Below are 22,927 nucleotides of genomic sequence, written 5' to 3'. Positions count from 1 at the left end.
AAACCCGACGCCTCAGTCGATCACCACGGCGGTGCCCGAGGCCGAGACCATCAGCATCGACTGCCCGACAACCTCGTAATCCAGATCGACGCCGACAACCGCATTGGCCCCCAGCGCCCGCGCGCGGGCCTCCAGTTCGGCCAGCGCCGTCTCGCGCGCGTCCTGCAGCTTGCCCTCGTAGGCGCCCGACCGGCCGCCGACGATATCGGTGATCGAGGCAAAGATGTCGCGCACGACGTTCGCCCCCATGATCGCCTCGCCGACGACGATGCCCTTGTATTCCGCGATCAGGTGGCCCTCGATATTGGGCGTGGTGGTCACGATCATGTCCTTACCCCCTGAAGACAAGCGCCGCCCCGGCGGCGATCAGCACGAACCCGGCGACGACGCCCCAGCTGAGGCTTTCCTTCAGCCAGAACACCGAGAAGCCGGCGAAGATCACCAGCGTGATGACCTCCTGCATGGTCTTGAGCTGCGCCGCCGAATAGACCTGATGCCCGATCCGGTTGGCCGGCACCGCCAGCCAGTATTCGAAGAAGGCGATGCCCCAGCTGACCATCACCGCGATCCAAAGGGGCGCGGCCTTGTGGCCGAGATGGCCGTACCAGGCGAAGGTCATGAAGACGTTCGAGGCGATCAGCAGACCGATCGGCAGTATGTAGGGCGCCATTCATCGGCAACTCCAAAGGGGGCTCAGCCCACCGACCCTTCCAGCGAGATCGCCACCAGCTGCTGCGCCTCCATGGCAAATTCCATCGGCAGCGCCTGCAGCACGTCCTTGCAGAAACCGTTGACGACCAGCGCCACCGCCTCTTCCTCGTCCATCCCGCGCGAGCGGCAGTAGAACAGCTGGTCCTCGTCCACCTTCGAGGTGGTCGCCTCGTGTTCGACGCGGGACGAGTTGTTCTTGACCTCGATATAGGGAACCGTATGCGCGCCGCACTGATCGCCGATCAGCAGGCTGTCGCACTGGGTGTAGTTGCGCGAGTTCTTGGCCTTCGGGTGCATCGAGACCAGCCCGCGATAGGTGTTCTGCGCGTGGCCCGCGCTGATCCCCTTCGACACGATCCGGCTCTTGGTGTTCTTGCCGAGGTGGATCATCTTGGTGCCGGTATCGGCCTGCTGGTAGTTGTTGGCGATGGCGATGGAGTAGAACTCGCCCTGGCTGTCGTCGCCGCGCAGGATGCAGGAGGGATACTTCCAGGTCACGGCCGAACCGGTTTCCACCTGGGTCCACATCACCTTGGCCCGGTCGCCCCGGCAATCGGCGCGCTTGGTGACGAAGTTGTAGATGCCGCCCTTGCCGTTCTCGTCGCCCGGATACCAGTTCTGGACGGTCGAGTATTTCACCTCGGCGTCTTCCTCGACGATGATCTCAACCACCGCCGCGTGCAGCTGCGCCTTGTCGCGCTTGGGCGCGGTGCAGCCTTCGAGGTAGCTCACGTAAGAGCCTTTGTCGGCAATGATCAGCGTCCGCTCGAACTGGCCGGTGTTCTCGGCGTTGATGCGGAAATAGGTCGACAGCTCCATCGGGCAGCGGACGCCCGGCGGGACATAGACGAAGGACCCGTCCGAGAAGACGGCAGAGTTCAGCGTCGCATAGAAGTTGTCCGAGACCGGAACCACCGAGCCGAGGTATTTCCTCACCAGCTCGGGATGCTCGCGGATCGCCTCGGAGATCGAGCAGAAGATGACGCCGGCCTTCTTCAGCTCGGCCTGGAAGGTGGTGCCCACCGAAACCGAGTCGAAGACCGCGTCGACCGCGACCTTGCGGCCCTCGGCCGGCAGCGATTCCGCACCTTCCACCCCGGCGAGGATCATCTGCTCCTTCAGCGGGATGCCGAGCTTTTCATAGGTCGCCAGCAGCTTGGGGTCGACCTCGTCGAGCGACTTGGGCTTTTCCGCCATGCTCTTGGGCCGGGCATAGTAATACTGGTCCTGGAAGTCGATTTCCGGATAATCGACCATCGCCCACTTCGGCTCTTCCTTGGTCAGCCAGCGGGCATAGGCCTCGAGCCGCCAGTCGGTCATCCACTGCGGTTCCTCGTTCTTCGACGAGATCAGCCGCACGATGTCCTCGGTCAGGCCCTTGGGCGCGTAATCCGTCTCGATCTCGGTGTTCCAGCCGTATTTATAGGCGCCGCCCACCTCGCGCACCGCGTCGACCGTCTCCTGATCGACGCCTTCCTTAACCTGGGTCTGGTCCAATGCGGCCATATCCGTCTCCTGACCTCACGCGGCGCGCGCGCGATGTTTCTTTTCCTTGGCGAGCCAGGCCTCTGCGAACCGCAGCACCTGCTCTTCCGTTGTCTGAGTCCCCAGCGACACGCGTATCGCGCTTGCCGCAGCACCCTCGTCAAAGCCCATGGCACGCAAAACGCGCGAAGCCCTTACTTTTCCGCTGGAACAGGCGGAGCCCGCGCTGATCGCAAAACCAGCCAGGTCCATCTGCATCACCTGGGTCTCACCCTTCCAGCCCGGCGTGACGATGCACGAGGTGTTGGGCAGACGCGGCGAATCTTTCCCGACAAAAATAGTCTTATTTCCGGCAGCCTCAAGACTGTTTTCTAGAATATTTCTAAGTTTCGCGACGTCATCCCAGACGCCGCTGGCCAGCTCGCGCACCGCCGCCTCGGCGGCCGCGCCAAAGCCCGCGATGCCGATGATGTTCTCGGTCCCGGCACGCCGGCCCATCTCCTGCCCGCCGCCGCGCAGCTGCGCCGCGATCTCGGTGCCGCGCCGCACCACCAGTGCGCCGATCCCCTTCGGCCCGCCCAGCTTGTGCGCCGAAATCAGCGCCATCTGCGCGCCGCACCAGTTGAAGGCGACCGGCAGCTTGCCGAAGGCCTGCGTCGCATCGGTCACGGCCAGCCCCTCGGGCAGCGCCTGCACCACGCCGGTCTCGGAATTGGCCATCTGCAGCACCGAGCGCGCCGGGTCCGCCACCTGCACCAGCCCGCCGGCGTCGACCGGCAGGTCGTCGCTGACCCAGGCTCCCACCGCGTCATGCTCGATCGCCGCGCCCAGCAGCCCACGCCCGGCACAGGCCAGAGCCGCCGCCTCGGTCGCGCCCGAGGTGAAAATCACGTCGGCCCCGTCGGCGCCGAAGGCCGAGGCGACCTGCGCGCGCGCGCGCTCGACAAGCGCCTTGGCGGCACGCCCCTCGGCATGAACGCTCGATGGGTTGCCCACCACGTCCATCGCCGCGATCATCGCCGCCCGCGCCTCGGGGCGCAGCGGGGCGGTCGCGTTATGGTCGAGATAGACACGCATCAGAGTCATCTTTTCCTTCAGTTCGAACAGGACGGCAGGCCCGGCGGGCCTATTCGTCCACCACCGCAAACAGCCCCGGCACCGCCGGACAGGGCGCCAGCTGGTTGCCGATCACATCGGCCAGGCTGGTCTGGTGCAGGAAAACATAGACGTTGGCGCTCAGGCTCTCCCACAGCCGGTTGGTCAGCGACTGCGCCCGGCTGCCCGAAGACCCGCCCGAGGCGCCGGCCCCCTTGTGCATCGCATCCACCGTCTCGTCCACCGCCGCCAACACGTCGGCGATGCGGATGTCCTTGGCCGGCCGGCCCAGCCGATAGCCGCCGCCCGGCCCGCGCACCGAGGTCACCAGCTCGGCCCGGCGCAGCTTGACGAAGAGCTGTTCGAGATAGGGCAACGAGATCTTCTGGCGCTGCGCGATATCGGCAAGCGTCACCAATGCACTCTCCGGTTGCAGCGCGATGTCCGCCAGAGCCACCATCGCATAGCGTCCCTTGGTAGAAAGCTTCATCCAGACCCCCGAAATCACGGCGTTCAATGCGAAAACATTGACGTTTCGCCGCCCAATGCGTATGTGCCCCTGACACGTTCGCGCCCGCGGGCGCAACTCATCTATTAGAACCGTTCTAAGGTGACCGAGCGATATCGTCAAGAATATCGGCTCCGCCTCTGGAAGAAACAGACAGGACCCAACTGCACATGCCCGAGGTCATCTTTCCCGGACCCGAAGGCCGCCTCGAAGGCCGCTATCACCCGCAAAAGGAAAAGGACGCGCCGATCGCCATCGTGCTGCATCCGCATCCGCAATTCGGCGGGACGATGAACAACAAGGTCGTCTACAACCTGCACTATGCCTTCTACAACATGGGCTTCACGGTGCTGCGGTTTAATTTCCGCGGCGTCGGGCGGTCCCAGGGCGAATACGACCAGGGCATCGGCGAACTCTCCGACGCCGCCTCGGCGCTCGACTACCTGCAGTCGATGAACAACAACTCGAAGCACTGCTGGGTCGCCGGCTTCTCCTTCGGGGCCTGGATCGGGATGCAGCTGCTGATGCGCCGCCCCGAGATCACCGGCTTCATCTCGGTCTCGCCGCCGGCCAATATGTACGACTTCTCCTTCCTGGCGCCCTGCCCCTCCTCGGGCCTGGTGATCAACGGCACTTCGGACCGCGTCGCACCGCCCGCCGATACCGCCGCGCTGGTCGCCAAGCTGCACGAGCAGAAGGGCATCACGATCACCCACCAGGAAGTGCCCGGCGCCGACCACTTCTTCCAGGACAAGCACATGGACACGCTGATCACCAGCGTGACCGACTACGTGAAGAAGCGCCTGACCGAGACGACGCGCTGAGCATGGGCACGACCGAGAAACTCGCCACCGAACTGGCGGACGACTGCATGAAGGCGATGGAGCTGACCGGCAACGACCGGCTCTACGTCGAGGTCGGCAAGGTGCTCGGCGCCTCCTCGCAGACGCTGGAAGAGGCCTTCCTGACCGAGATGCGCGTCCGCCTCGCGGCGATCGGCGCGCAGAAGTTCCTGCGCGCACAGCTGGCCGCGGCGGCGCAGCCGGGGCCGGCCACCCGTGCCGACTGACCATATCGAGGCGCAGATCGCCTTCCTGGCCGAGGCCGACCGCCTGAAATCGGTTCTGCGCGCCTCGCGCCTGATCGACGGTTCACGCCACGAGAACTCGGCCGAGCACAGCTGGCACGTGATGCTATACGCCTTCGTGCTGGCCGAACACGCCCCCGAAGGCGTCCGGGTCGACCGCGTGCTGCGGATGCTGCTGCTGCATGACATCGTCGAGATCGACGCCGGCGACGCGCCGATCCACGGCAAGGTCGACCACGCCGCGATGGCCGCCAAGGAAGCCGCCGCCGCCGACCGCCTTTTCGGCCTGCTGCCACCCAGCCAGGCGGCCGAGTTCCGCGCCCTCTGGGACGAGTTCGAAGCCGCCGAGACGCCCGACGCCCGCTATGCCAAGGCCATCGACCGGCTGCAGACGCCGATTGCCAACCTCGCCAGCGGCGGCGGCACCTGGGCGGAATACAGCGTGACGCTGGAACAGATGGACGCCCGCGTCGGCACCCCGATCACCCGCGGCGCCCCGACGCTCTGGGACTGGCTGCGCCCGCAGATCGCCGCCTTCTTCGCCCGCACCGACAGCTGACGGCCAGACAAACAAAAGGGCGGCCGAGGCCGCCCTTTCCGTTGTTCTGCGAACGGCTCAGGCGCGGCGGCGCCGGCGCAGCACAGCAAACGCACCCGCACCGGCCAGCAGCAGCGGTAAGGTCGCCGGAACCGGAACCTGCGAAACCGGCGGCGGCACCTCGTAATCCAGGGTCTGGATATGCAGCTGCGCGCCTGCCTGCACCGTCCCGGCGTAGAGCGTTCCCTCGATATCGGAATTGAAGTTGACCGCCATGCCGCCGGCCAGCACCTGTCCCTTGACCGAGCGCTGGAGATTGACCGAGCTGAAGCCCGAAAGGTTCCAGATCACGTTCTTGGCCAGCGTCGCGTCGAAGTTGAAGTTGCTCAGCACGTTGAACGTGCCGGTCCCGCTCACGTTGATGACCACAAGATCGGCCCCGTTCAGCGCCAGCGAGATGTCGCGGTTCTGGAAATCGGCGGCGGTCATGTCGTAGACGGTCACGCCTCCGGTGGAGGATGCGTTGAAGCTCAGCCCGTTGCCACCCACCTTGGTCGCGCTCGCCGTGGCGCTCATCGCGCCCAGATCGGCGGCGAAGGCGTCAAGGATCGCCGCGTAGTTCTCCGGCGCAATCGCGGGCGTTGACTTCACCTTGGCATAAAGCTCGCTCGGAGCGCCGTTGTAGCTGGCGCTGCCGTTGTTGTTGACCCGCACCTTGGTGCCCGAGGTCGCGCTACCCAGAACCAGCTCGTCAAAATCCGAGGCGACCTTGGCGTCGATATTCCCGTTGTTCACCTCGGCGAAATTGCCGGTCAGGCTGCCGCCGATCAGCGCGCGGCCATGCACCTTGAGCGCACCGACGGTCACATTGCCGGTGGTGATCAGGCCGAACTGCTGCAGCAGCGATACCGCATCCAGCGTTGCTGCCTGCGCCGCGCCGAAAGGCGCCAGGGCAACAGCCGCGGCCAGCAAAGTCTTCTTGAACATGGGAATCGTCCTCTGGTCTTACTGCGCGCTCCGTACCACCCGCCGCGCGCGTCGCACGCCTGCCGTGGCGTCACGGCGCGCGTCCCCAGGCGCCAGGTAAACAATCTTCGCCACCAACAATTGATCGTTTCGTACTTGGCAACGCGGCCAACCTGCGACAAAGCGGTATACGAAGGTATACCACCTTTCCCGCCCGAGCGTTCTGCGCTAGAGACGCGGCAATCCCGACTCAAACAAAACGGAAAGGTTTCGCACGCATGACCAAGATCAAGGTGGCTAACCCGGTCGTTGAACTCGACGGCGACGAGATGACCCGGATCATCTGGGACTTCATCAAGCAGAAGCTCATTCTGCCCTACCTCGACATCGACCTGAAATACTATGATCTCGGCATCATGGCCCGCGACGAGACCAACGACCAGATCACGGTCGATGCGGCCAATGCGATCAAGCAGTACGGCGTCGGCGTCAAATGCGCGACCATCACCCCCGACGAGCAGCGGGTCGAGGAATTCGGCCTCAAGGAGATGTGGCGTTCGCCCAACGGCACCATCCGCAACATCCTCGGCGGCGTGATCTTCCGCGAACCGATCATCTGCAAGAACGTGCCGCGCCTGGTGCCGGGCTGGACCCAACCCATCGTCGTCGGCCGTCACGCCTTCGGCGACCAGTATCGCGCCACCGACTTCCGCTTCCCCGGCAAGGGCAAGCTGACGATCAAGTTCGTCGGCGAAGACGGCGAAGTGATCGAGAAGGAAGTGTTCAACGCCCCCGGTGCCGGTGTCACCATGGCGATGTACAACCTCGACCAGTCGATCATCGACTTTGCCCGTTCGTCGATGAACTACGGCCTGCTCAAGGGCTGGCCGGTGTATCTCTCGACCAAGAACACCATCCTCAAGGCCTATGACGGCCGCTTCAAGGACCTGTTCCAGAAGGTCTACGAGGAAGAGTTCGAAGAGCAGTTCAAGAAGGCCGGCATCACCTATGAACACCGCCTGATCGACGACATGGTCGCCTCGGCGCTCAAGTGGTCGGGTGGCTATGTCTGGGCCTGCAAGAACTACGACGGCGACGTGCAGTCGGATACCGTGGCCCAGGGCTTCGGCTCGCTCGGCCTGATGACCTCGGTGCTGATGACGCCCGATGGAAAGATCGTCGAGGCCGAAGCGGCCCACGGCACCGTCACCCGGCACTACCGCCAGCACCAGAAGGGCGAGCAGACCTCGACCAACTCGGTGGCCTCGATCTATGCCTGGACCGGCGGCCTCAAGCACCGCGCCAAGCTCGACGGCAACGACGCGCTGATGAACTTCGCCACCACGCTGGAGCGCGTCGTGGTCGAGACCGTCGAAGCCGGTGACATGACCAAGGACCTCGCGCTGCTGGTCGGCCCGGAACAGAAGTGGCTCACCACCATGGGCTATCTCGAGAAGGTCGACGAGAACCTGAACAAGGCGCTGGCCGGCTGATCCGCCGCCAGATCGCATGAAAAGAAACGGGGGCCTTCGGGCCCCCGTTTCCATTTTCGTGTCAGCGCGCCTCAGAGATAGCTAAAGACGATATCGCTTTCGCTGAGCTGCACCCCGTCGAGCGTGACCGAGGCTCCACCGAAGCTCACCAGCGTGTCGGAACCGACGATGCTGACGTCGACGATGCTGACGTCGACGACACTGGTCTCCTCGCCGCGCAGGTCGATCTGCAGCACGTCCTGACCGGCGTTGAAATCGGTGATGTGGTCATCGCCGGTGCGGTCGTAGACAAAGACGAAGGTGTCTTTCCCTGGGCCGCCGGTCATGACGTCGTTGCCCAGCCCGCCCTTCAGGACATCATTGCCCTTCTGACCGAACAGCCGGTCATTGCCCGCAGCACCGCCCAGCACGTCGCGGCCATCGCCCCCCAACAGCCGGTCGTCGCCGGCACCGCCGCCCAGACCATCGTTGCCGGCGCCACCGATCAGCGTGTCAGCGCCGTTCCCGCTGCGCAGCGCGTCATTGCCATTCCCACCATCCAGCGTGTCGTCGCCATCGCCGCCGAACAGCCGGTCATCGCCACCGCGTCCCTTGATCTCGTCATTGCCGGCCAGGCCGAAGATCCGGTCGTTGCCGCCGACCCCGCCCAGAACATCGTCACCGGCGGTCCCGGTGAACTTGCCCGATGCGCCGGTCACCTCGAATTCAACCAGGCGCAATGTATTATGGTCGCCCGAACTGTCGGTATAGACTAGGGCGATGGCGCCCCCGTCCAGTTCGGTCAGCGAGGGATGGCCCTGATCGCCAATGTCCGACGTGCTGGCCTGGAGGCGCGATTGCAGGCTGCCGTCGGCATCGAACAGCAGCAGGTCCACGCCCTTGGTCAGGCCGCCGTTGTCCGGTGCTGTCATCGCGATGGCAAAGCCGCCACCCGAAAGGCCGATCATGTCGAATTCGCCATCGGTACTATCGAACCGGACGCTGAACGAGACTGGAACCGCCGCACCCGCGAAGGCCGCGTAATCGGACAGGATCGAGACGTTCAGGGTGGAGGGCGCGTTGTCGAACTCCTCGACATAGGCCAGTGCGACCCCGCCCCCGGCCAGTGCCGCCAGTTCGATCGCATCGGATTTGACCCGGCCGTTCCCGGCATCGATATAGAAGTCGAGCGGCTCGTAGATTCCCTCGAACCCGATCGGAACACGGAACAGCGAGTTGCTGAGCGTCAGCAAGATCCGCTCACCGGCTGCGGCACCCAACTGCGCTCCCGCACGGATGATATTGCCATTTGCAAGCTGGACCATCGCATCGACGGGACCACCCAGATACGCGCCGGGTGTTCCCGCCGAGTCATAGACGATGGCCTGGTAACCATCGGTGGTATTGACCATGGGCTCTTCCAGGATCACCGCGAACCGGTTCCCCGAAAGGCTGACGATATCGCGCAGCAGTTCCTGGTCGAAAGCCGTCGGATCAAGTCCGCCGGTATCTGGATTCACATCCAGAGCGAAACTGCCCGACGGCGTGCCATCATCCAGGAAAAAGCGGATAATCGAATCGGCATCCGCTGGTCCGCTTCCCGGCGACAAAGTCGAGGTGTACCCGATGGCGAATCCACCGGAGGACATCGCGACGACCTGGGGGCGATCCTGCACATAGGGGCTGAACTGGTTGACCTGGAAGATGTCGCTGACCGGCACCCCCTCGGCGGTGAGGACCCGGGCGAAGACAGCGCTGTCGACATCGTCGAATTCGTCAGTCGGCTGCCCCAGCACCTCGGTCCAGGTGACGACAAGTTGTCCGTTGGAAAGGACCGTAATATCCGGATCGGTCGCGCCAGGTCCAATTCCGGCGGATTCAATGATTATTTCGGATCCCGTTTTCTGCAATTGCATAATGCGCCTCATCAATTTTGGTTATTTGCTTTGCAGGCATTTCAATGACGCGCCGCGCAGCTGTCAACACGGGCAGCCGGCGCACCCACAGGTTGAATCCGAAAGGTGCAAATTGCCCACACCCGGCCTCAGGCCGCGCGTTCCGCCGCGAGAAGGCCGAAAGGCTCGGCCACGACGCTGTCGGCCGTGAAACGGCAGACGGTGCCCATCTCCACCTCGGTCCAGCCGCTGGCATCGCTTTCCAGCGGCTCGGACACCACCATGAAGCCGCCGCGCTCGGCGCAGTGGCGGTAATAGAGCGTCGGCGCTGCCGCGTCCGAGGCATAGCGCACCGCCCAGAGGCTCTGCCCGTCGGACCAGGCCGCCGAGAGCCGCAGGTGTGGCGCGGTGCCCCTGGCCTCGGACAGGCGCTGCATATGGGCGGCGGCGCGGCGCATCGCGCCGACGGGCTCGCGGTCCAGCCCCATGCCGACCGCGTGCAGGAAGATCGCCTCGCTGTCGGTCGCGCCCTTGCGCATCGGGTAGAGCGCGTCGTCGATCCCCATGTCGGCCTGCTTGCGGAAGGCGTCGAAGCCGCCGACCTGGCCGTTGTGCATGAAGCTCCAGCGGCCGACCGCGAAGGGATGGCAGTTGTTTCGCGAGATCGCCGAACCGGTCGAGGCGCGCACATGGGCCAGGAACAGCGGAGAGCGCACCTGCCGCGCCACGGCGGCAAGGTTCGGGTCCGACCAGGCCGGGTAGACATCGCGGTAGAGCCCCGGCTCGGGGCGGTGGTCATACCAGGCGACGCCAAAGCCGTCGGCGTTCACCGCGCTGGGGCAGCGTTCGGCCTGATGGCTCTGGACGATCAGCGAATGGCCGGGCCGGCTGATGATTTCCTCAAGAAAGATCGGCTTGCCGATCCAGGCGGCCCAACGGCACATTCACTTTCCCCGGTTGTGGGTGCGCTGATACATCTGCGCGATCATCGTGCTCGCAGTCTTCTCGAAGAGGCAGGGGATCACCGCGTGAACGGCCGCCGCGCAGGCCGCGCCGAACAGGCGCAGCGCGAAACCGCCGGCAAAGCGGGCGTGTTCGACATAGCTTTCATCCACGCTGCGGGGATGGTCGAGAAAGACACGGGTGATCATGCGGCGCTCCTGTAACGAGATGGACGGCACATTAACCTGCGATCATTGGGAGCTTTTCCCAAACTTCAACTGAAACGAATTGATCCCGTGACGATATCCCACGATAGTGACATTTATGAAGACGATTGATGACATAGACCGCCGCATCCTCGCCCTTTTGCAAAAGGATGCCTCGTTGCCGCTCGACGAGCTTGGCAGCCGCGTCGGCCTGTCTCGCAATGCCTGCTGGCGCCGGATCAAGGCGCTGGAAGAGGCCGGCGTGATCCGCGCCCGCGTCACCCTGCTCGACCCGGCGGCGCTCGGCTTGGGATTGACCGTCTTCATCCTGGTGCGCACCAGCCGCCACGAACCGGACTGGCTTGAGAAATTCGCCAAGGCCACCCGCGCCATGCCCGAGATCCTCGGCGCCTACCGGATGAGCGGCGAACTCGACTACCTCATCCGCGCCCGCGTCGCCGATGTGGCGGGCTATGACCGGCTCTACCGCGAGCTGATCCGCAAGGTCGAGATGTCGGATGTCTCCTCCAGCTTCGTGATGGAAGAGATCAAGGAGACTACGGAACTTCCGCTGTGACGTCATGGCCATGCACCCAGCCGAAATCGGGTGCCAGCCGGGTACCCCCGAGGCGCAGCACGGTCTGCGCCACCTGCCGCAGCGGGCTGCGCAGGTGGAACCGCCAGGCGTTCTTGCCGGCCGCCGCGACCACCCGTGTGGCCCGCGCCTTGCGCAGCGCCTCGTAGCTCTCGAGCCCCCGCCCCCCGGCGATGCAACCGGCCAATACCCAGGCGTCCTCCAGCGCCAGGCAGGCGCCCTGCGCCAGGAACGGCAACGTTGGATGCGCCGCATCGCCCAGCAGCGCGGTGCGGCCCCGCTGCCAGCGCGTCGCCACCGGGTGGAGGTGCAGCGCCCAGAGATGCGCCACCTCGACCCGCTCCAGCGCCGCCCGCACCGGCCCGCCAAAGCCGATGAACCGCCGCCGCAGCGCGTCCGGGTCGCCCTGGCGCCGCCAGCTCTCCTCGGTCCAGTCGCGCCGCTCCTCGACCGCGACGATGTTCAGCAACGCGCCGCCCCGCAGCGGGTAAAGCACCACGTGCTGATCCGGCCCCATGAAGAGCCGAGCCTTCGCCGGCTCGCCCTGCCCCGGCACCAGCGCGCGCCAGGCCACCTGCCCGGTGAACTCGGGCTTGCCGGCACCGTTGACGGCTGATCGCGCGACACCGCGCACCCCGTCGGCACCGATCAAAATCTGTGCAGATTCGACCGAACCGTCGGAGAAGACCACCCGGCCGCCCTCGGCATCCAGTGAAACTGCCTGACGGCCAAGCTCGATCGCAACCCCCAACTCGCGCGCCCGCGCGGCGAGTCGCGCCAGCAGATCGGCCCGGTGCACATACCAGGTCGGCCCGGCCCCGGGCGGCGGCAGATGCAGCACCAGCCGCCCCGTGGCCCCGTCGCGCAGCTCGGTCCCCTCCGAGCGCACGGCGCCCTCCAGCGAGACGCCCAGCCGGTCGAGCACCACCTTGCCGTTCGGGCTGATCTGCAGCCCCGCGCCCACCTCGGCCAGCTCGGGCGCCTGCTCGATCACGTGCACCTGCACCCCGCGCTGCGCCATCGCCACCGCGGCGGCCAGCCCGCCGATCCCGGCGCCCAGAACGGTTATCTGCTGTCCCGACATGCCCACGCCTCAAAAGCAACGGCGCCGGGGCATACCGCCCCAGCGCCGTGAAACCATTACGAAATTTCTCACCGCTCAGTCGTCGCGGTGCACCTTCTCGCGACGCTCGTGACGCTCCTGCGCCTCCAGGCTCATCGTCGCGATCGGACGCGCGTCCAGCCGCTTGAGCGAGATCGGCTCGCCAGTCACTTCGCAATATCCGTATTCGTTTTCCTCGATCCGGCGCAGCGCGGCGTCGATCTTGGCGACCAGCTTGCGCTGGCGGTCGCGGGTCCGCAGCTCCAGGGCGCGGTCCGTTTCCTCGCTTGCGCGGTCGGCCATGTCAGGGATGTTGCGGGTGCTGTCTTGCAGACCTTCGATCGTATCGCGGCTGTCTTCGAGAAGGTCGTTCTTCCAGTTCAAAAGCTTTCTGCGGAAGTATTCGATCTGGCGTTCATTCATGAAAGGTTCATCTTCGGCCGGCCGGTAGTCGTCCGGCAAGAAAACGTCCTGCTTCATTTCCACTCCCTTGGATTGACCCACAACTTCGGACATGACACTTCCTTGGAACACGGGTTCCCCACTGCCGCAGCGTTTAGCCGAGCATGCCGCGAATGTCACTACACAATAGCATTCGCTTCGCGCTAAAACCCTAGATGCAGGCGGGTCGACACACTCGGGCAACAAGGGATTGGAACGACATGAAATTTCAGGGCACCAGCGAATATGTGGCCACCGACGACCTCACGATCGCGGTAAATGCCGCCGTCACGCTCGAGCGGCCGCTGCTGGTCAAGGGCGAACCGGGCACCGGCAAGACCGAGCTCGCACGCCAGGTCGCCTCGGCGCTCGGGATGGACATGATCGAATGGAACGTCAAGTCGACCACCCGCGCCCAGCAGGGTCTCTACGAATATGACGCGGTCAGCCGCCTGCGCGACAGCCAGCTTGGCGACGAGCGCGTGCATGACGTGCGCAACTACATCAAGAAGGGCAAGCTCTGGCAGGCCTTCGAGTCGGACAAGCGCGTGGTGCTGCTGATCGACGAGATCGACAAGGCCGACATCGAGTTCCCGAACGACCTGCTGCAGGAACTCGACCGGATGGAGTTCTACGTCTACGAGACCGGCGAGACCATCAAGGCGCGCCAGCGGCCCATCGTCATCATCACCTCGAACAACGAGAAGGAACTGCCGGACGCCTTCCTGCGCCGCTGCTTCTTCCACTACATCCGCTTCCCCGACGAGCAGACCATGCGCAAGATCGTCGAAGTCCACCACCCGGGGATCAAGGAAGCGCTGCTGACCACCGCGCTCACCCAGTTCTACGAGCTGCGCGAACAGCCGGGCCTCAAGAAGAAACCCTCGACCTCCGAGGTGCTCGACTGGCTCAAGCTGCTGCTGGCCGAGGACCTGACCGCCGAGGACCTGCGCCGCGACGGCGCCAATGCCCTGCCCAAGCTGCACGGCGCGCTGCTGAAGAACGAGCAGGACGTCCACCTCTTCGAACGCCTCGCCTTCATGGCCCGCTCGAAGACGCGCTAAGGGCAAAGCCATGCTCTCGGTCCTGACCGGAAACATCCTGCCGGTCTTCTCGGTGCTTGCGCTCGGCTTCATCCTGGGCCGGGCCGGCACCGTCTCCGAGGGCGAGGCGCGGGCCGCCAACCGGATCGCCTTCCTGATCTTCCAGCCGGCGCTGATCTTCCCGCTGGTGGCGAAATACGACGCCTCGACCTTCCCGATCGTGGCGCTGGCGCTCTACGTCGCGGCGCAGGCCATCTGCTTTACCCTCGCCTACCTGACCGCCCGGCGGATCTTCGGGCGCGAGCATGGCGAGAGCTGGCTGCTCGGCATGGCGGTGGTCTTCACCAATACGCTGCTCTACGTCTGGCCGATCTCGGTGCTGATCTACGGCGCCGCCGGGGCCACCCCGATCACCGCCATCGTGGCCTGGGATTCCACCGTCTCCTTTGCCTTCTTCATCATCTCGATGGAGCTGATCGCGGGCAAATACGGCACGGGCGCGGCGGTCCGCTCGATGGGGCGCAACCCGGTGCTGATGGCGATTCTGCTGGGCCTCGTCGTGAACCTTTCGGGCCTCACCCTGCCCGCCCCGGTCGAGACCGCTCTGCATTATGCCGGCGTCGCCGCCTCGCCGCTGACCCTGCTGGCGGTCGGCATCATACTCTCGGGCAGCCGCCTGACCCCGACCCCGGTGGTCGCCGGCATCTCGGCGCTCAAGCTGTTGCTCTTCCCGGCCATGGTCTGGGCACTGATCGCGGTTGTGCACCCGAGCGACCCCGCCGCACCACAGTTCCTGCTCGCCGCCGCCGGCCCTTCGGGGATGATGGCCTTCTCGCTCGCCTTGCTGCACGGCGTGCGCACCGATGCGATCACCCCGGTCATCATCTGGACCAGCCTGCTGTCGACCGTGCCGCTGGCACTGCTGGCCTGAGGCCGCTCTGATCCGTGTGGCGTCCGGTGCACCCACATGCAAATTTATACTTTAGATAACATCTTCATTTGATTTGATTTTATTTCTCAACCATCAGTGGATCTACTGACTGATTGGAGATTCTGACTTGGCGAAGATTAACGGAACATCAGGTAGTGACTACCTGACCGGCACCCCGAATGATGACATCATCAAGGGTTTCGGCGGCAGCGACTATATTTCCGCGGGTGCCGGCAATGACTACATCGATGCCGGTGGGAATATCGCTGGCGGGGATACCATCGACCCGGGCACCGGCTTCGATACGATCGATTTCTCCAGCTACGCGGATGGTCTCGGCTTCGTGTCGGTGTCCCTGGGATGGTACGATCCGGCGAACACGCCGGACCCGGACGCGGGGCTTCTGGTCGTCATCGACGGTGACAACAACTTCGGCTTCATCCGCGGGCATGACATCAACGTCAACCTGGTCGACGTTTCCAACGCCATGCTGAACATGCAGTACAGCGGCCTACAGATCGTAACGGGTCACAATGCCGGTGACGATGAGTTCCGGGTCAATCCCGGCGAGGACCGCTGGCTCAGCCTGTCCGGTGGCGGCGGCAATGATTCATACCATATCGGGGAAGGCCTGATCCGGCTGAGCTACGCCAGCCTCGGCGCCGGGATCACCGCCAACCTGAACATGGGCCTCGTTACCAAGACCTACGAATTCTCTGCCGCCGATGGCATTCTGAACTTCGTTGCCGACACCATTTCGGGCCCCGGTCAGATCTATGAACTTTGGGCCACCAATTTCGATGACAAGGTTGTCGGCAGTCGCAACGACGAAAGGTTCACCCTGGGCCAGGGCAATGACGTCTTGAACGGCAAGGGTGGGATCGACCTGATCAGATATGACCGGGGCGGCGTGGGGCCCGTCGACGTCGACCTCGCAAAGGGGGTCGCTACCGGCACCTGGCAGGGTCAGACCTTCAATCACAAGCTTCGCAACATCGAAAATGTACGTGGATCCAACTTCGAGAACGACACCATCGCGGGTGACGAAAACGACAACCTGCTCGATGGCAAGGGCGGCAATGACACGCTCCTAGGCCGGGGGGGCGATGACACGCTGATCGGCAATGACGACTCCGACAGGCTCGACGGTGGCATCGGGGACGATACGCTGACCGGCGGTGCCGGCCTCGACAAGTTCATTTTCCGAGGAAACTTTGGCAACGACAGGATCACCGATTTCAACGCGCTCAACGGGGGCGAGGATATCAATCTGAGAGGCGTCGCGTCGATTACGTCTTATAGCGACTTGGTCAGGAACCACATGTCGCAGGTCGGCGCAGACGTAGTGATAGATGCGGGAGAGGGCAATACCATTACCCTTGTCGGGATTTCCCTGTTCAATCTCGACCGCTCCGACTTCATCTTCTGACGTCCTCGGGCCCGCCCGATATGCGTCCGGCCCCAGGGCCGGGCGCGCCTGACTGTTGCCCGCCGGTCGCGTCCGCCCTACTCTGCGGCAGATCCATCTTGAGCGCCTGTGCGCCCCCTGCCACGCTGAGACCATGACCACCGAGATCATCATTCGACCCCTGCGCGCCGAGGACCGCCCGGAATGGACCGAGCTCTGGACCGCCTATCTGGAATTCTACGAAAGCTCCGTCGCGCCGGAGGTCTATGACAGCACCTTCGCCCGCCTGCTGGGCGACGATCCACGCGACTTCAGCTGCCTGGTCGCCGAACAGGACGGCCGGCTGGTCGGGCTGACGCATTACCTCTTCCACCGCCACGGCTGGAAGATCGAGGAGGTCTGCTACCTGCAGGACCTCTACGCCCGTCCCGAGGTGCGCGGCACCGGTGTCGGCCACAGGCTGATCGAGGCGGTCTATGCCGCCGCCGACGCGCATGGCGCGCCCTCGGTCTACTGGCTGACGCAGGATTTCAACACCACGGCCCGCCAGCTCTACGACCGCATCGCCGTCAAGACGCCCTTCATCAAATACAGCCGCCCGTGAGACGCGCCCCCGCCCTTTGCGCCGCCCTTCTTGCCGCGCTTGCGCTGGCCACCTGCGGCGGCGATCCCGACATGCCCACCCGCGCCACCATCGCCGACAGCACCCTGCCGCCGATGAAGGCCTTCGGCGCCACCGAGGTGCGCCCGCCGGTCTCCTCGAACGCCAATATCGCCGCCGACTTCCTCGCCCTGCATTTCGAACTGGAGAGCGGGCGCGCGCTCGACACCTTCACCCGCTTCGAAGGGCCGATCACCGTGCGCGTCACCGGCAAGGCGCCGCCCAGCCTGCGCCCCGACCTGCGCGCCCTGCTCGGCCGGCTCCAGCGCGAGGCCAATATCAATATCGGCGAGGTGACCGGCCCCGAGGCCAATATCACCATCCAGGCCGTCAGCCGCGACGAGATCCGCCGCGCCCTGCCCCAGGCCGCCTGTTTCGTGGTGCCCAATGTCACAAGCATCGACGACTACCGCCGCAACCGGCACCGGGCGCAGACCAACTGGTCGATGCTGCGCGAACGCTATCGCCTCGGCATCTTCGTGCCCGCCGACGCCGCCCCGCAGGAAATCCGCGACTGCCTGCACGAGGAACTGGCCCAGGCGCTCGGGCCGCTGAACGACCTCTACCAGCTGTCGGATTCCGTCTTCAACGACGACAACGTCCATACCGTGCTGACCGGCTTCGACATGCTGATCCTGCGCGCCACCTATGCGCCCGAACTGCACAGCGGCATGTCCCGCGCCGAGGTGGCCGCCCGCCTGCCCGCTCTGCTCAGCCGGCTGAACCCGCGCGGCGAAAGCGAACCGCCCCGCGCGGTGCAGCCGACCCCGCGCGCCTGGATCGACGACGTGCAAACCGCGCTTGGCCCCGGCGCGGCCTTCGAGGCCCGCCGCCGCGCCGCAACGGAGGCCGCCCGGATCGCCCAGGACCTGGGATGGCAGGACCACCGCCGCGCCTTCAGCCATTACATGCTGGGCCGGATGATCCAGAGCTATGACCCGGCGCTGGCGCAGCAGCACTATGCCAGCGCGCTGGCCCTGCTCGACCGCACGCCCGGCACCGAGCTGCACCGCGCCTTCATCACCACCCAGACCGCCGCCTACCTCATCACCCAGGGCGAAGGCACCAGCGCGATCCGCCAGATCGACCCCTGCCTGCCCGTCGCCGCCCGCGCCGAGAACGCCGCCCTGCTGGCGACGCTGATGCTGCTCAAGGCCGAGGCGCTCGATCTCTCCGGCCGCTCGGACGAGGCACAGGATCTGCGTATGGACAGTATCGGCTGGGCGCGTTACGGCTTTGGCTCGGATTACGCGGTACATGCCAAGATGCGCGAGATCGCGGCGCTCAGCCCGCACACGCGCCGGCTGTGAAAGGACAGAGATGATTGTGATCGGTGGCGGTTTGCTTGGCCTTATCATCGGCGTGCTCACCGCGAAGAAGCGCGGCGGCTCGGGCGCAGACATGGCGCAATACGGCGCCGGTTACGGCATCGCCTTCGCCGTCGTCGGCATGATCGCAACCGTCATCCTCGAACGCATGTTGGTCTAAGCCATGTTCCTGCCCTTCTTCGAATCCCTGAGGAAACACGGCGTCCCGGTTACGCTGCGCGAGTTTCTGACCTTCCTCGAGGCAATGAAGACCGGGCTTGCGACCTATGATGTCGAGGCCTTCTACTACCTCGCCCGCATCTCGATGGTGAAGGACGAGCGCAACCTCGACAAGTTCGACCAGGCCTTTGCCGCCGCCTTCAAGGGGCTGGAATCGATCGGTTTCGAACAGGTGCTCGAAGCGGTCGACATCCCCGCCGAATGGCTGAAGAAGATGGCCGAGAAACACCTCACCGAGGCCGAGAAGAAGGAAATCGAGGCGCTCGGCGGCTTCGAGAAACTGATGGAGACGCTGCGCGAGCGGCTCAAGGAACAGCAGGGCCGCCACCAGGGCGGGTCGAAGTGGATCGGCACCGCCGGCACCTCGCCCTTCGGCGCCTATGGCTACAACCCCGAAGGGGTGCGCATCGGCCAGAAGGAAAGCCGCAACCAGCGCGCGGTGAAGGTCTGGGACAAGCGCGAGTTCAAGAACCTCGACGACACGGTGGAACTGGGCACGCGCAACATCAAGGTCGCGCTGAAACGCCTGCGCCGCTGGGCGCGCGAGGGCGCGGCCGACGAGCTCGACCTCGACGGAACGATCCGGGCCACGGCGGAACACGGCTATCTCGACGTGCAGATGCGCCCCGAGCGGCACAATGCGGTGAAGGTGCTGCTGTTCCTGGACGTCGGCGGCTCGATGGACCCGCATGTGAAAGTGGTGGAAGAGCTGTTCTCCGCGGCGCGCACCGAGTTCAAGCACATGGAGTATTTCTACTTCCACAACTGCCTCTACGAAGGCGTCTGGCGCGACAATCGCCGCCGCTGGGACGCGCAGACCCCGACCCACGAGGTGCTGCGCACCTATGGGCCGGATTACAAGTGCATCTTCGTCGGCGACGCCTCGATGAGCCCCTACGAGATCGCCTATCCCGGCGGCGCCTCGGAACACTGGAACCCGGAACCCGGGTCTCTCTGGCTCAAGCGCGCGCGGGAGAAGTGGACCTCCAGCCTTTGGATCAACCCGGTGCCCGAGAAATACTGGAGCTATACCCAGTCGATCTCGATGATCAACGAGATATTTGACGGCCAGATGGTGCCGATGACCCTGGCGGGCCTCGCCAAGGGCATGAAGGAACTGACCCGCTGAACCCGCGCGGCGGGGTAAACCCCGCCCTACGCAGGGTTTCCGGCGTCAACGCCCAGTGGCGGGTGGATTCTTGGGGGGCGCTGCCCCCGCCGCGCCTTGGGGCGCGGCCCCCCCGGAGAAATTTGAGAAGAAGAGAAGCCAGGGGCGCGCGCCAGCTGCTTCTCTTCTTTTGAAATACTCCAGTCCGAGATCAGCCAAACGCATGCCTTCCGGCTTGGGCGTAGGGCGGGGTTCACCCCGCCGCCCGTTGCAGCTGGGTGTCCCGGATGCTCACTCTTAATTTTTTGTTTTTCTTCAGAGGCTTGATGAGCGTCCTAGCTGGGACACCCTCAAACCGTGTGCAGGTAGAGGTCGAAATCCACTTCCGATATCGTCCGCGCCACCCGCGCGTGTTCGGCCGCCTTCACCGCCGTGAAGGTCCGGTGCATGTCCTCGCCGAGGGCCGCTTTCAGGAAATCCGACTGCTGCGCTGCCACGATCGCCTGGTGCCAGTCGCGCGGGATCCCGGCGCCGGCATCCTCCTGGTCGTAGGCGTTGCCCGTGGTCTCGGGTCCCGGATCGATCCGGTTGTCGAAGCCGTGCAGGATCCCCGCCAGCACCGTGGCCGCGACCAGGTAGGGGTTGGCGTCGACGCCCGAGGGGCGGTGCTCGATACGGCGCGCGCGGACCTCGCCTGCCGGCACCCGCAGCGCCACCGAGCGGTTGTTGACACCCCAGGCGGTGGAGACCGGCGCGTAGCTTTGGTTGGCGAAGCGCCGCCAGGAATTGAGGTGCGGCGCGAAGACCAGCATCGACTCGCCCATCGTCGCGCGCAGCCCGCCAAGGGCGTGGAGCAGCGGCTCGGTCCAGCCCTGGCCCGGCGCCTCGGCAAAGATGTTGCTGCCCGCCTCGTCCATCAGCGAGACGTGGAAGTGCATGCCCGAGCCGGCGTATTCCTCGACCGGTTTCGCCATGAAGCAGGCGACCACCCCATGCGCCCGCGCCTGCTGCCGCACGATCCGCTTCAACCGCACCAGGTCGTCCGCTGCCTGCATCACGTCGCGGCGGTAGTTCAGCGTCAGCTCGTATTGCCCCGGCGCATATTCCGAGATCAGCGTCTCGGCCTCGATCCCCGCCTTGGCGGCGCCGGCGTAGATGTCGGAGAAGAGCGGCAGCATCCCGTGCAGGTGGTCGACCGAATAGACTTCGGTCTTGTGACTCTCGCGGCCGTCCAGCACATCGGCGGCCGGGCGGACCTTGCCGTCGGGGCCACGATCCCTGGCGAGCAGGAAGAACTCAAGTTCGAAGGCCCCTGCCGGGGTCAGCCCGCGCGCGGCGAAGGCGTCGACCTGGCGTTGCAGGGCGAGGCGGGGGTCGTAGGTGACCGGCGTGCCGTCGAGCTCGTAGAGCGACATGAACACCTCGGCCCGTGGCGGATGGGTGTTGTGCAGCGGCTTGAGCGTGCCCGGGATAGGCCAGGCCCGCTTGTCGCCGTCGCCCTCGTCCCAGATCAGCCCGGTCTCGTGGACGTCCTCGCCGCAGATATCGAGGCCGAGGATCGAGATCGGCATATGCCGCCCGGTGCGGTAGAGCGCCGCCAGTTCGTGTCGACGGATGATCTTGCCCCGGCCGATCCCGTTGGAATCGTGCAGCAGGATGTCGATGGCCTCGATCTCGGGATGGGCGTCGAGAAAGGCCTGGGCCTCGGCAAGGGTGGCGCCGGTCGGGCAGGGCTGGGTCATGGGTCGCTCGCGAAAAGCTCGGTCAGGAGGGTGTCGAAGCTGGCAATCAGGCGGTCGATTGCCGCGTTGGTGGTGGCGGGGCTTACCAGCATCATGTTGTGGAAGGGAGCGATCAGGCTGCCTCGGTTCAGCAGGGCAGTGTGGACCACTGCCTCGACCTCGGGCTGATGCGCCCGCGCGGCCTCGTCGCCGTTCCGCAAAGGCCCCGGCGCGCAGATGAATTCGACTCGGGCACCGACCCGGACCACGTGCCAGGGCGCGCCGGCGCGGGTGATCGCGGCGGCGAGGCCGGCTTCGAGCCGGGCGGCGTCGCGCTCCATATGGGCATAGGCCGCGGGTGTCATGACCTGTGACAGCGTCGCCACCAGGCAGGCGAATTGCATCGGGTTGGCCGAGAGCGTCGTGCCCATCCCGGAATGGCCCGCGGGGCGGCTGGCGTCATAGGCCAAGTACCGCTCGGCTAGGTCGGGGCGCAGGCCCCAGACCGCCGTGGGCATCCCCCCGGCGACGCATTTGCCGACCACGAAGATGTCCGGGTCGAGCCCATGGATCCGCGTATAGCCGCCGTGGCCGGAGGAGATCGTATGGGTTTCGTCGATGATGAGGAGCGCGCCGTAAGCCTTTGCCAGAGCGCGCAAACCTTCATGGAATCCCGGATCGGGCAGCACCATGCAGGAATTGGTCATCACCGGCTCGGTCAGGATGGCGGCGATATCGCCCGGCGCCAGCAGCGCCTCGACACCGGCGAGGTCGTTGAACTCGGCACAGGCGGCGGTGCGGGTCAGGTCGGCGACTTGACCGGTGAGACCTGGTCGCGCCACGGTGCGTCCGTCTTCCAGCGTCACCATCGTCTCGTCGACGGTGCCGTGGTAGCAACCGTTGAAGACCAGCACCTTGGGCCGGCCGGTCACGGCGCGCGCCACGCGAAGGGCGAAGCGGTTGGCATCGGTCGCCGTCGTGGCGATCTGCCAGCGGAAATCGCCGAAGGTCTCGCAGAGCAGTTCCCCGGCCTGCAGCGCCGCTTCGGTGGGCAACATGTAGGTCAGGCCCTGCCCGGCCTGGGCGCGGATCGCCTCGGCCACCGGGGCCGGCGAATGGCCGAACATCGAGCCGGTGTCGCCAAGACAGAAATCGTCGATCCGGTTGCCGTCGATGTCGGTGATCTCGGCCCCCTGCGCCGAGGCGACCAGCATCGGGAAGGCCATCGGCCAGTCCTTCATCCAATGCATCGGCACCCGGTCGAGGAAGGCGCCCGAACCGGCATCGAGCGCGGCCTTGCTGTGCGGGCGCGCGGCGGCATAGGCGGCGGCCTCGCGCGTGGCGACCGCGCGCAGGCGCGGCTCGGCGATGCCGGCGATTCGGACAGGTGAGGACGCCATGGCGGGCTCCGGTGACAGGGTGGATAACATTTGATCAAATTTTTCACCAATCACAAGCCACCACG

Annotated in this window: 25 protein-coding genes; 12 read left to right on the top strand and 13 right to left on the bottom strand. The window is 65.3% G+C overall.

What is annotated here, in order from left to right:
* Positions 1-12: 12 nt before the first annotated feature.
* From IE266_RS14925 to iscR, 5 genes are read right to left on the bottom strand one after another with little or no spacing between them, the layout of a single operon-like run.
* Positions 13-327: a heavy metal-binding domain-containing protein gene (locus IE266_RS14925; protein ID WP_189680892.1), complete on the bottom strand. Its 315-nt coding sequence runs from the start codon at positions 325-327 to the stop codon at positions 13-15.
* Between the two features lie 4 nt (positions 328-331).
* On the bottom strand, positions 332-670 hold the full coding sequence (locus IE266_RS14920) for a DMT family protein (protein ID WP_189680891.1): 339 nt from the start codon (positions 668-670) through the stop codon (positions 332-334).
* A gap of 23 nt (positions 671-693) precedes the next feature.
* Complete coding sequence (sufB, locus tag IE266_RS14915; protein ID WP_189680890.1) at positions 694-2,217, bottom strand: Fe-S cluster assembly protein SufB; 1,524 nt, start codon at positions 2,215-2,217, stop codon at positions 694-696.
* 15 nt (positions 2,218-2,232) lie between these two features.
* Positions 2,233-3,276 carry a cysteine desulfurase family protein gene (locus IE266_RS14910; protein ID WP_189680942.1) on the bottom strand — a complete coding sequence of 348 codons (1,044 nt, stop codon included), beginning with the start codon at positions 3,274-3,276 and terminating at the stop codon, positions 2,233-2,235.
* A 46-nt stretch (positions 3,277-3,322) separates the two neighbouring features.
* Positions 3,323-3,781, bottom strand: a complete 459-nt coding sequence (iscR, locus tag IE266_RS14905; protein ID WP_189680889.1) for a Fe-S cluster assembly transcriptional regulator IscR — start codon at positions 3,779-3,781, stop codon at positions 3,323-3,325.
* Positions 3,782-3,969: 188 nt separating this feature from the next.
* On the opposite strand from iscR, the gene IE266_RS14900 reads away from it, so the two are divergent.
* Genes IE266_RS14900 through IE266_RS14890 form a run of 3 tightly spaced genes read left to right on the top strand, consistent with a single transcriptional unit; the run spans position 3,970 to position 5,445 of the window.
* Positions 3,970-4,623 carry an alpha/beta hydrolase gene (locus IE266_RS14900; RefSeq protein WP_189680888.1) on the top strand — a complete coding sequence of 218 codons (654 nt, stop codon included), beginning with the start codon at positions 3,970-3,972 and terminating at the stop codon, positions 4,621-4,623.
* A 2-nt stretch (positions 4,624-4,625) separates the two neighbouring features.
* Complete coding sequence (locus tag IE266_RS14895; RefSeq protein ID WP_189680887.1) at positions 4,626-4,868, top strand: hypothetical protein; 243 nt, start codon at positions 4,626-4,628, stop codon at positions 4,866-4,868.
* Positions 4,858-5,445, top strand: coding sequence for an HD domain-containing protein (locus tag IE266_RS14890; RefSeq protein ID WP_189680886.1), 588 nt, complete (start codon positions 4,858-4,860; stop codon positions 5,443-5,445). The genes IE266_RS14895 and IE266_RS14890 overlap by 11 nt, the downstream gene beginning before the upstream one ends.
* Before the next feature lie 57 nt (positions 5,446-5,502).
* On the opposite strand, the gene IE266_RS14885 is transcribed toward IE266_RS14890, so the two are convergent.
* The gene (locus tag IE266_RS14885) at positions 5,503-6,411 is read right to left on the bottom strand and encodes a collagen-binding domain-containing protein (protein WP_189680941.1); all 909 of its coding nucleotides are present in this window, start codon (positions 6,409-6,411) and stop codon (positions 5,503-5,505) included.
* 257 nt (positions 6,412-6,668) lie between these two features.
* On the opposite strand from IE266_RS14885, the gene IE266_RS14880 reads away from it, so the two are divergent.
* Entirely contained in the window at positions 6,669-7,883 is a 1,215-nt protein-coding gene (locus IE266_RS14880) for an NADP-dependent isocitrate dehydrogenase (protein WP_189680885.1), read from the top strand.
* Between the two features lie 71 nt (positions 7,884-7,954).
* Here the strand turns inward: IE266_RS14880 and IE266_RS14875 are convergent, their stop codons facing one another.
* The 3 genes from IE266_RS14875 to IE266_RS14865 form a co-directional block, all read right to left on the bottom strand.
* The gene (locus tag IE266_RS14875) at positions 7,955-9,778 is read right to left on the bottom strand and encodes a calcium-binding protein (protein ID WP_189680884.1); all 1,824 of its coding nucleotides are present in this window, start codon (positions 9,776-9,778) and stop codon (positions 7,955-7,957) included.
* 128 nt (positions 9,779-9,906) lie between these two features.
* Positions 9,907-10,701, bottom strand: coding sequence for a class II glutamine amidotransferase (locus IE266_RS14870; RefSeq protein ID WP_189680883.1), 795 nt, complete (start codon positions 10,699-10,701; stop codon positions 9,907-9,909).
* Positions 10,702-10,908 (bottom strand): DUF6356 family protein, encoded by a 207-nt coding sequence (locus IE266_RS14865; RefSeq protein ID WP_189680882.1) that lies wholly within the window; start codon positions 10,906-10,908, stop codon positions 10,702-10,704.
* Between the two features lie 115 nt (positions 10,909-11,023).
* On the opposite strand from IE266_RS14865, the gene IE266_RS14860 reads away from it, so the two are divergent.
* The gene (locus IE266_RS14860; protein ID WP_189680881.1) at positions 11,024-11,482 is read left to right on the top strand and encodes an Lrp/AsnC family transcriptional regulator; all 459 of its coding nucleotides are present in this window, start codon (positions 11,024-11,026) and stop codon (positions 11,480-11,482) included.
* On the opposite strand, the gene IE266_RS14855 is transcribed toward IE266_RS14860, so the two are convergent.
* Complete coding sequence (locus tag IE266_RS14855) at positions 11,463-12,584, bottom strand: FAD-dependent monooxygenase (RefSeq protein ID WP_189680880.1); 1,122 nt, start codon at positions 12,582-12,584, stop codon at positions 11,463-11,465. The genes IE266_RS14860 and IE266_RS14855 overlap by 20 nt on opposite strands.
* Positions 12,585-12,659: 75 nt before the next feature.
* Positions 12,660-13,082 carry an RNA polymerase-binding protein DksA gene (gene dksA / locus IE266_RS14850; RefSeq protein ID WP_189680940.1) on the bottom strand — a complete coding sequence of 141 codons (423 nt, stop codon included), beginning with the start codon at positions 13,080-13,082 and terminating at the stop codon, positions 12,660-12,662.
* A 182-nt stretch (positions 13,083-13,264) separates the two neighbouring features.
* On the opposite strand from dksA, the gene IE266_RS14845 reads away from it, so the two are divergent.
* From IE266_RS14845 to IE266_RS14815, 7 genes are all read left to right on the top strand, one after another.
* Complete coding sequence (locus IE266_RS14845; RefSeq protein WP_189680879.1) at positions 13,265-14,107, top strand: AAA family ATPase; 843 nt, start codon at positions 13,265-13,267, stop codon at positions 14,105-14,107.
* A gap of 10 nt (positions 14,108-14,117) precedes the next feature.
* Positions 14,118-15,017, top strand: a complete 900-nt coding sequence (locus IE266_RS14840; protein WP_189680878.1) for an AEC family transporter — start codon at positions 14,118-14,120, stop codon at positions 15,015-15,017.
* 127 nt (positions 15,018-15,144) lie between these two features.
* A complete protein-coding gene (locus tag IE266_RS14835) occupies positions 15,145-16,446 on the top strand; it encodes a calcium-binding protein (protein WP_189680877.1) in 1,302 nt (433 codons plus the stop codon).
* 133 nt (positions 16,447-16,579) lie between these two features.
* A complete protein-coding gene (locus IE266_RS14830) occupies positions 16,580-17,029 on the top strand; it encodes a GNAT family N-acetyltransferase (protein WP_189680876.1) in 450 nt (149 codons plus the stop codon).
* Complete coding sequence (locus IE266_RS14825; RefSeq protein ID WP_373310583.1) at positions 17,026-18,396, top strand: DUF2927 domain-containing protein; 1,371 nt, start codon at positions 17,026-17,028, stop codon at positions 18,394-18,396. Before IE266_RS14830 ends, IE266_RS14825 begins: the two co-directional genes overlap by 4 nt.
* A 10-nt stretch (positions 18,397-18,406) precedes the next feature.
* Entirely contained in the window at positions 18,407-18,574 is a 168-nt protein-coding gene (locus IE266_RS14820) for a hypothetical protein (protein ID WP_189680875.1), read from the top strand.
* Positions 18,575-18,577: 3 nt separating this feature from the next.
* Positions 18,578-19,762, top strand: a complete 1,185-nt coding sequence (locus tag IE266_RS14815) for a vWA domain-containing protein (protein ID WP_189680874.1) — start codon at positions 18,578-18,580, stop codon at positions 19,760-19,762.
* 329 nt (positions 19,763-20,091) lie between these two features.
* Here the strand turns inward: IE266_RS14815 and IE266_RS14810 are convergent, their stop codons facing one another.
* Both IE266_RS14810 and IE266_RS14805 read right to left on the bottom strand, forming a co-directional pair.
* Positions 20,092-21,483, bottom strand: a complete 1,392-nt coding sequence (locus IE266_RS14810; protein ID WP_189680873.1) for a glutamine synthetase family protein — start codon at positions 21,481-21,483, stop codon at positions 20,092-20,094.
* Positions 21,480-22,862: an aspartate aminotransferase family protein gene (locus tag IE266_RS14805; protein WP_189680872.1), complete on the bottom strand. Its 1,383-nt coding sequence runs from the start codon at positions 22,860-22,862 to the stop codon at positions 21,480-21,482. The genes IE266_RS14810 and IE266_RS14805 overlap by 4 nt, the downstream gene beginning before the upstream one ends.
* Between the last annotated feature and the right edge of the window lie 65 nt (positions 22,863-22,927).

It is taken from the genome of Seohaeicola zhoushanensis (assembly GCF_014656415.1).
Classification (GTDB): Bacteria; Pseudomonadota; Alphaproteobacteria; order Rhodobacterales; family Rhodobacteraceae; genus Seohaeicola_A; species Seohaeicola_A zhoushanensis.
This window is presented reverse-complemented; position numbering and strand designations above follow the sequence as displayed.

Excerpts from the sequence above, each read along its gene's own strand:
- IE266_RS14860 (WP_189680881.1), top strand. The coding sequence starts at position 11,024 with ATGAAGACGATTGATGACATAGACCGCCGCATCCTCGCCCTTTTGCAA.
- IE266_RS14880 (WP_189680885.1), top strand. The coding sequence starts at position 6,669 with ATGACCAAGATCAAGGTGGCTAACCCGGTCGTTGAACTCGACGGCGAC.
- IE266_RS14900 (WP_189680888.1), top strand. The coding sequence starts at position 3,970 with ATGCCCGAGGTCATCTTTCCCGGACCCGAAGGCCGCCTCGAAGGCCGC.
- IE266_RS14895 (WP_189680887.1), top strand. The coding sequence starts at position 4,626 with ATGGGCACGACCGAGAAACTCGCCACCGAACTGGCGGACGACTGCATG.
- IE266_RS14885 (WP_189680941.1), bottom strand. The coding sequence starts at position 6,411 with ATGTTCAAGAAGACTTTGCTGGCCGCGGCTGTTGCCCTGGCGCCTTTC.
- IE266_RS14845 (WP_189680879.1), top strand. The coding sequence starts at position 13,265 with ATGAAATTTCAGGGCACCAGCGAATATGTGGCCACCGACGACCTCACG.
- dksA (WP_189680940.1), bottom strand. The coding sequence starts at position 13,082 with ATGAAGCAGGACGTTTTCTTGCCGGACGACTACCGGCCGGCCGAAGAT.
- IE266_RS14920 (WP_189680891.1), bottom strand. The coding sequence starts at position 670 with ATGGCGCCCTACATACTGCCGATCGGTCTGCTGATCGCCTCGAACGTC.
- IE266_RS14875 (WP_189680884.1), bottom strand. The coding sequence starts at position 9,778 with ATGCAATTGCAGAAAACGGGATCCGAAATAATCATTGAATCCGCCGGA.
- sufB (WP_189680890.1), bottom strand. The coding sequence starts at position 2,217 with ATGGCCGCATTGGACCAGACCCAGGTTAAGGAAGGCGTCGATCAGGAG.
- IE266_RS14855 (WP_189680880.1), bottom strand. The coding sequence starts at position 12,584 with ATGTCGGGACAGCAGATAACCGTTCTGGGCGCCGGGATCGGCGGGCTG.
- IE266_RS14830 (WP_189680876.1), top strand. The coding sequence starts at position 16,580 with ATGACCACCGAGATCATCATTCGACCCCTGCGCGCCGAGGACCGCCCG.
- IE266_RS14925 (WP_189680892.1), bottom strand. The coding sequence starts at position 327 with ATGATCGTGACCACCACGCCCAATATCGAGGGCCACCTGATCGCGGAA.
- IE266_RS14840 (WP_189680878.1), top strand. The coding sequence starts at position 14,118 with ATGCTCTCGGTCCTGACCGGAAACATCCTGCCGGTCTTCTCGGTGCTT.
- iscR (WP_189680889.1), bottom strand. The coding sequence starts at position 3,781 with ATGAAGCTTTCTACCAAGGGACGCTATGCGATGGTGGCTCTGGCGGAC.
- IE266_RS14865 (WP_189680882.1), bottom strand. The coding sequence starts at position 10,908 with ATGATCACCCGTGTCTTTCTCGACCATCCCCGCAGCGTGGATGAAAGC.
- IE266_RS14810 (WP_189680873.1), bottom strand. The coding sequence starts at position 21,483 with ATGACCCAGCCCTGCCCGACCGGCGCCACCCTTGCCGAGGCCCAGGCC.
- IE266_RS14815 (WP_189680874.1), top strand. The coding sequence starts at position 18,578 with ATGTTCCTGCCCTTCTTCGAATCCCTGAGGAAACACGGCGTCCCGGTT.
- IE266_RS14805 (WP_189680872.1), bottom strand. The coding sequence starts at position 22,862 with ATGGCGTCCTCACCTGTCCGAATCGCCGGCATCGCCGAGCCGCGCCTG.
- IE266_RS14820 (WP_189680875.1), top strand. The coding sequence starts at position 18,407 with ATGATTGTGATCGGTGGCGGTTTGCTTGGCCTTATCATCGGCGTGCTC.
- IE266_RS14870 (WP_189680883.1), bottom strand. The coding sequence starts at position 10,701 with ATGTGCCGTTGGGCCGCCTGGATCGGCAAGCCGATCTTTCTTGAGGAA.